The sequence below is a fragment of the Longimicrobiaceae bacterium genome, assembly GCA_035696245.1.
Lineage (GTDB): Bacteria > Gemmatimonadota > Gemmatimonadetes > Longimicrobiales > Longimicrobiaceae > DASRQW01.
In genome coordinates this window covers 1-5,888 of record DASRQW010000487.1, presented here as the reverse complement: position 1 = coordinate 5,888, position 5,888 = coordinate 1, and the positions used below count along the sequence as shown (strand labels likewise).

Here is a 5,888-nt window from a genome sequence, read left to right as displayed (position 1 = left end):
GGTAGATGGCGGTGCGGGCGCCCTCTTCCGGCGTCTTCATCCACCGCCGGAAGAGCCGGAGGATGCCGAGCCCGCCGAAGAGTAGCTCGGTCCCGACAAGGCCGGGATGCAGCGCGTTGGCCGTGACGCCGGTGCCCGCCGTGCGCCGCGCCAGCTCGCGCATGAAGAGGACGTTCGCCAGCTTGGTGTCGCTGTACCTGCCGAAGCCGCGGTATCTCCGCTCCGCCTGCAGGTCGTCCCACCGGATTCGCCCGCCCTTGTGCGCCGCGGAGCTGACGGTGACGACCCGCGCGGGCGCGGAGGCGACCAGCACGGGCAGCAGCAGCGTAGTGAGAAGGAAGGGCGCGAGGTGGTTCACCGCGAGCTGCGTCTCGATCCCCTCGGCCGTGACGGTGCGGCGGCGGCTGTAGTGCGCAGCATTGTTCACCAGCACGTCCACGCGCCCGAAGCGGTCCACGACCTCGCCCGCCAGGCGCCGCACATCCGCCTGGACGGCGAGGTCGGCCAGCAGCAGCTCCACGCGCGCGCCGGGCGCCGAGCGGGCCACGTCTTCTCGCGCCGCCTCACCGCGCTCGCGGCTGCGGGCGACCATCGCGACGGTCGCGCCGCGAAGCGCGAGGGCGCGGGCGGTCTCCCGGCCCATGCCGCCGCTGGCGCCGGTCACCACGAACACGCAATCCCGCATCGTCCCGCTCCGCTCTTGCAGCATTCTCCGCGTCCCGCTTGGAATTGGACATGCCGCGACACCCGGCGTTCCGCGGCTCGTGGGGCGACGCAGGCGCCGGGCCACGTCCGCCCCGTAACGGCAACCACTTGCGCTTGTATTAGGATGCCCGTAAAATCGTATCGGCTCCCATGACTAGCATGGCCGGAGGCCGGTGTCCGCGCGAGCGGACCGGGTCCTCTTCCCGTCGCGTAGCGGGACCCCGGCCCCTCGCCCATGCATCCGCACGGTGGCCGGGGCGACGTACCAGCCTCTCGACACGAGCTGAAGACGAGCCGGCCGGCTCGGAACGGAGCTCCCGCCCGCACGGCGGGCGGCGCAGCGCCCTTCCCGGCGTATATCTCTCGGTACCTTGAATCGAGTTTCCGGCCCGCACCCGCGGGCCTTCCGCCCGGCGATCTCGCCGGGCCTCTCGCCGTATCGAACGTTCGTTCAAGTGACCTGGCAGGGTGCCCCGCGCGCCGTGCCGGTCCAGCCGTGCCACCCACAACGCGGAGGTCGCGAAGTCGGTAGCTGGTCGCGGGGAGGCCGGGGGCAGCCCCGTCCGGACGAGGCACCGCCCATGGCGGTGGGGCGTTTCCGGACCCGCCCCGGGAAGGCGCTGGGACAGTCCAGCGGCTCGAAATCACCTCTGGCGGCCGTGCAGGCCGCCAGGCCAAGGAGGAGCTTGATGAACAAGTTTCGTTGGCTGCTCGCGGCCCTGGTCGCGGTAGCCGTCACCCCGTTCGGGGCGTGGGCGCAGGAGCCCGCCACCGTGAGCGGCCGTGTGACCAACGCGGCGGGGGCCCCCGAGGCGGCCGTCGCAGTGCGGCTGGACGGCCTAAACCTGGGGGCCAGCAGCTCGGCCGACGGTTCGTACCGCATCGTGGTGCCGGCGGCTCGCGCCACCGGCCAGGTGCGCGTCACGGCGTCGCGCGTGGGCCTGACCACCGTGAGCCGCAACGTGACGCTGGCGCCCGGCGCCTCGCTCACGCAGAACTTCCAGATGGCCGCGCAGAGCACGCAGCTGCAGGGCCTGGTGGTCACGGCGCTCGGCATCACGCGCCAGGAGCGCACCGTGGCGACCTCGGTGCAGAGCATCCGCGGCGAGAACATCTCGCGCACGGAGCCGAACGTGGTGAGCGCCCTCTCGGGCAAGGTGTCGGGCGTGCAGATCACGCAGGCGGGCGCCCAGGGCGGCTCGTCGCGCATCGTGATCCGCGGCCCCACGTCGCTCACGGGCAACAACCAGCCGCTCTTCGTGGTCGACGGCGTGCCGGTGGACAACACGGCGCCCAGCTACGGCGTGTCGCGCGGGTACGGCGGCCGTGACTACGGCAACGCCGCGCAGGACATCAACCCCGAGAACATCGCTTCGCTGACGGTGCTCAAGGGCCCGAACGCGGCCGCGCTCTACGGTTCGCGCGCGGCGAACGGCGCCATCATCATCACCACCAAGACCGGCATGGCCGCGGGCCGCAAGGGCCAGGTCTCGGTGAGCCAGTACGTCACCTTCGAGAACCCGCTCCGCCTGCCCAGCTACCAGAACTCGTACGGCCAGGGCAGCTCGGGCAAGTTCTCGTACTACGACGGCAACGGCAACGGCGTCTTCGACCACGTGGACGAGAGCTGGGGCCCGGCGCTGGACGGCCGCCTCATCCCGCAGTACAACGGCCCGATCAACTCGAGCGGCGAGCACGATCCCACGCCGTGGGTGGCGCACCCGGACAACATCCGCGACTTCTTCGACACGGGCCGCACGCTGACGACCAACGCCAGCTTCGCCGCCTCGAGCGACCAGGCCAACGTGCGCCTCTCGGCGTCGCGCCTGGACCAGAACGCGATGATGCCCGGCCAGCGCACTGCCCGCACCAACCTGGGCCTGAACGGCGGCCTGACGGTCAACAGCCGCCTGCAGGCGACCACGTCGGTGCAGTACATCAACACCAACGGCCGCAACCGCCCCGGCATCGGGTACGACGAGACGAACCCGCTCGAGGCGTTCATCTGGTTCGGCCGCCAGGTCGACATGAACGACCTGAAGGCGCACTACCGCGACATCCGCCCCGCGGGCGACCCCAACGCGGGCCTGCCGTACAGCTGGAACTACAGCTACCACCCCAGCCCGTACTTCCAGCAGGAAGTCAACACCAACCGCGACAACCGTGACCGCCTCATCGGCAACACGGCCCTGACGTACAAGTTCGCGGACTGGCTGAGCGGCACCGCGCGCACGGCCGCCGACTGGTACTCGGAGAACCGCCGCGTGATGTATGCCGCCGGCAACTGGGGCGTCACCAACGTGAACCCCATGACCGGCCTGGCCGACAACGTGGGCCAGAACGGCGCGTTCTCGAACATGGACATCGGGTTCCGCGAGATCAACACCGACTTCCTGCTCACGGCCAAGCCGACCCTGTCGGGTCCGTTCAGCCTGGACATGAACCTCGGCGGCAACCAGCGCCGCGTGCGCCGCCAGGAGAACTACGCCTACGCCGCCGACCTGGTGGTGCCGGGCATCTTCTCGGTCAACAATGCCGCCGTCACCCCGGTGCCGGACGACTACGTCACCCGCCGCCAGGTCAACTCGCTGTACGGCCAGGCCGAGGTCGGCTTCAACGAGTACCTCTTCCTGACCGCCACCGGCCGCAACGACTGGTCGTCGACGCTGCCGGCGGACAACCGCTCGTACTTCTACCCGTCCATCTCGGGCGCCTTCGTCTTCAGCGACGCCATCCCGGCGCTGAACCTGGGCGGCGCGCTGAGCTACGGTAAGATCCGCGCGAGCTGGGCCCGCGTGGGCAACGACGCGCCGGTGTACTCGCTGCGCGACACCTACGTGGCCAGCGACCCCTTCGGCGGGTTCCCCACCTTCCGCGTTCCGAACACGCTTTCGAACGCGGCGCTCAAGCCCGAGGCCACCACGTCCAAGGAGTTCGGCGCCGAGCTGCGCTTCATGAACGACCGCGTGGGCCTGGAGGGCAACTTCTACAGCGCCACCACCCGCGACCAGATCATGCCGGCCGTGGTCTCGTCGTCGTCGGGCTACCTGGAGCGCTACGTGAACGCCGGCTCGGTGCGCAACCGCGGCATGGAGTTCCAGCTGAACACGACCCCGGTGCAGCGCGGCGACTTCAAGTGGGAGGCGAACGTCAACTTCTCGCGCAACCGCAACGAGGTGGTCTCGCTTGCCGACGACGCGGGCACCCTGCTGCTCGGCAGCTTCTGGGGCCTGAACGTGGAAGCCCGCAAGGGCCAGCCGTACGGGTCGCTGGTGGGCTACGCCTACAAGCGCGACGACGCCGGCCACATCGTGGTCGACGCCACGGGCCGCCCGCTGCCCGCCGACGAGGTGAGCGTGCTGGGCAACTACCAGCCCAAGTGGGGTGGCAGCGTGGGCACCACGCTGACGTACAAGGGCGTGAGCCTGCGCGCGCTGCTCGACCACAAGAGCGGCGGCGACATCTACTCGGTGACGCACATGTTCGGCACGTACGCCGGCGTGCTGGCCGAGACCGCCAAGGGCCGCTGCGCCTGGAACTCGTCGTACGCGTCGGACATGCCGGCGTGCACGGCCGCGACCGGCATCGTGGTGCCCAACTCGGTGCATGCCGACGGCTCGCCGAACACCACCGCCACGAACGCCCAGCGCTACTGGAAGGCGCTGTACGGCATCCACGAGGCGCACGTGTTCGACGCGACCTATACCAAGCTTCGTGAGGCCAGCCTTTCGTTCGACCTGCCGGGCTCGGTGACGCGCCGCGCGAACATCTCGCGGTTCAACGTCTCCATCATCGGACGCAACCTGGCGCTGTGGAGCAAGACGCCCCACATCGACCCGGAGACGGCGTTCGACGCCAGCAACGTGCAAGGCCTCGAGTTCGCGCAGATTCCGACTCCGCGGAGCATCGGGTTCAGCTTCACCGTGACTCCGTAACCCCAGCGCGGGACAGAAAGCAGACATGAGCATGAACAGATACCTTCGGGCCGCTCCGGCGCTCGCACTGGTCTTCGCCGGTGCGTGCGACCAGGGGTTGACCGACGTCAACAAGAATCCCAACGCCCCCGAGGACGTTCCGCCGGCGCACCTTCTGGCGAACGCGATCCAGCAGGGCGTGGGCTACAACGGCAGCGGCTACGGCGTGGCGGGCTCGGAGTACGGCCTGCGCCTCACCGAGATCTGGTCGCAGCAGCTCGCGCAGTCGCAGTACAACGAGGAGGACCTGTACACGCCGCGCCCCAGCCAGCTCGAGGGGGTGTGGAACTCGTGGTACGCGGGGACCCTCAAGGACCTGTCGGTGGCGCAGCAGCAGGGCCAGAAGACCGGCGACGCCAACCTATCGGCCGTGGCCTCTATCCTGTCGCAGTGGGGCTTCAGCCAGCTCACCGACACGTACGGCGACATCCCGTACAGCCAGGCGCTGCAGCTGGCGGGCGACTCGGGCACCACCCGCCCGGTGTACGACACGCAGAAGGACGTCTACTACGGCATCCTGAGCAAGCTCACCGCGGCCAGCGGCTCCCTCAGCGGCGGCGCGGGCGACTGGGCCACCGGGGACCTGCTGTATCACGGCAACATTGCGGCGTGGAAGAAGTTCAGTAACTCGCTGCGCATGCGGTACGCCATGCGCATCGTGAACGCCGACCCGGCCAAGGCACAGGCCGAGTTCACGGCGGCCTACGCGGCCGGCGGGTTCGCCAGCAACGCCGACAACGCGCTGATGCAGTGGCGCACCACGCAGCCGAACCAGAACCCCTGGTACGACTACTGGTACAACCAGGACCGCTACGGCGACTTCGTGGTCAGCGCCGCCATGGTGGACAGCCTGACCCACCGCAACGACCCGCGCCTGGGCGTGTACGCCGCGAAGACGAGCGACGACGTGTACCGTGGCCTGGAGAACGGCACGCTGCCGGAGAACCACAACCACAAGATCTCGGAGTACTCGACCGTGGGCGACGCGTACCTCGCCGCCGACGCGCCGACGTACCTGATGACCTACTCCGAGGTGCTCTTCCTGCAGGCCGAGGCCGCCCAGCGCGGCTGGATCCCGGGCGGCGCGGCGCAGGCTGCCGTGCTGTACGGCAAGGCCATCCAGGCCTCGTTCGACCAGAACGGGATCGGCGACCAGGCGGCGGCTTACATCGCGCAGCCTTCGGTGGCCTACGCGGGCCTGAAGTCGAT

The 5,888-nt window shown here is 69.6% G+C and carries 3 protein-coding genes; 2 read left to right on the top strand and 1 reads right to left on the bottom strand.

The features are described from left to right. A partial coding sequence (locus VFE05_21870; GenBank protein ID HET6232738.1) for an SDR family NAD(P)-dependent oxidoreductase occupies window positions 1-685 on the bottom strand: 685 nt, incomplete at its 3' end. A gap of 709 nt (window positions 686-1,394) precedes the next feature. Here VFE05_21870 and VFE05_21865 point away from each other — a divergent pair. Together VFE05_21865 and VFE05_21860 are read left to right on the top strand one after the other, a co-directional pair. Beyond that, window positions 1,395-4,640 (top strand): SusC/RagA family TonB-linked outer membrane protein, encoded by a 3,246-nt coding sequence (locus tag VFE05_21865; GenBank protein ID HET6232737.1) that lies wholly within the window; start codon window positions 1,395-1,397, stop codon window positions 4,638-4,640. 31 nt (window positions 4,641-4,671) lie between these two features. Next, window positions 4,672-5,888: SusD/RagB family nutrient-binding outer membrane lipoprotein (locus tag VFE05_21860; GenBank protein ID HET6232736.1), on the top strand; the 1,217-nt coding region annotated here is incomplete at its 3' end.

What these genes read in the sequence shown, in the direction of transcription:
- VFE05_21865 (HET6232737.1), top strand. Translation starts at nt 1,395, where the DNA reads ATGAACAAGTTTCGTTGGCTGCTCGCGGCCCTGGTCGCGGTAGCCGTC.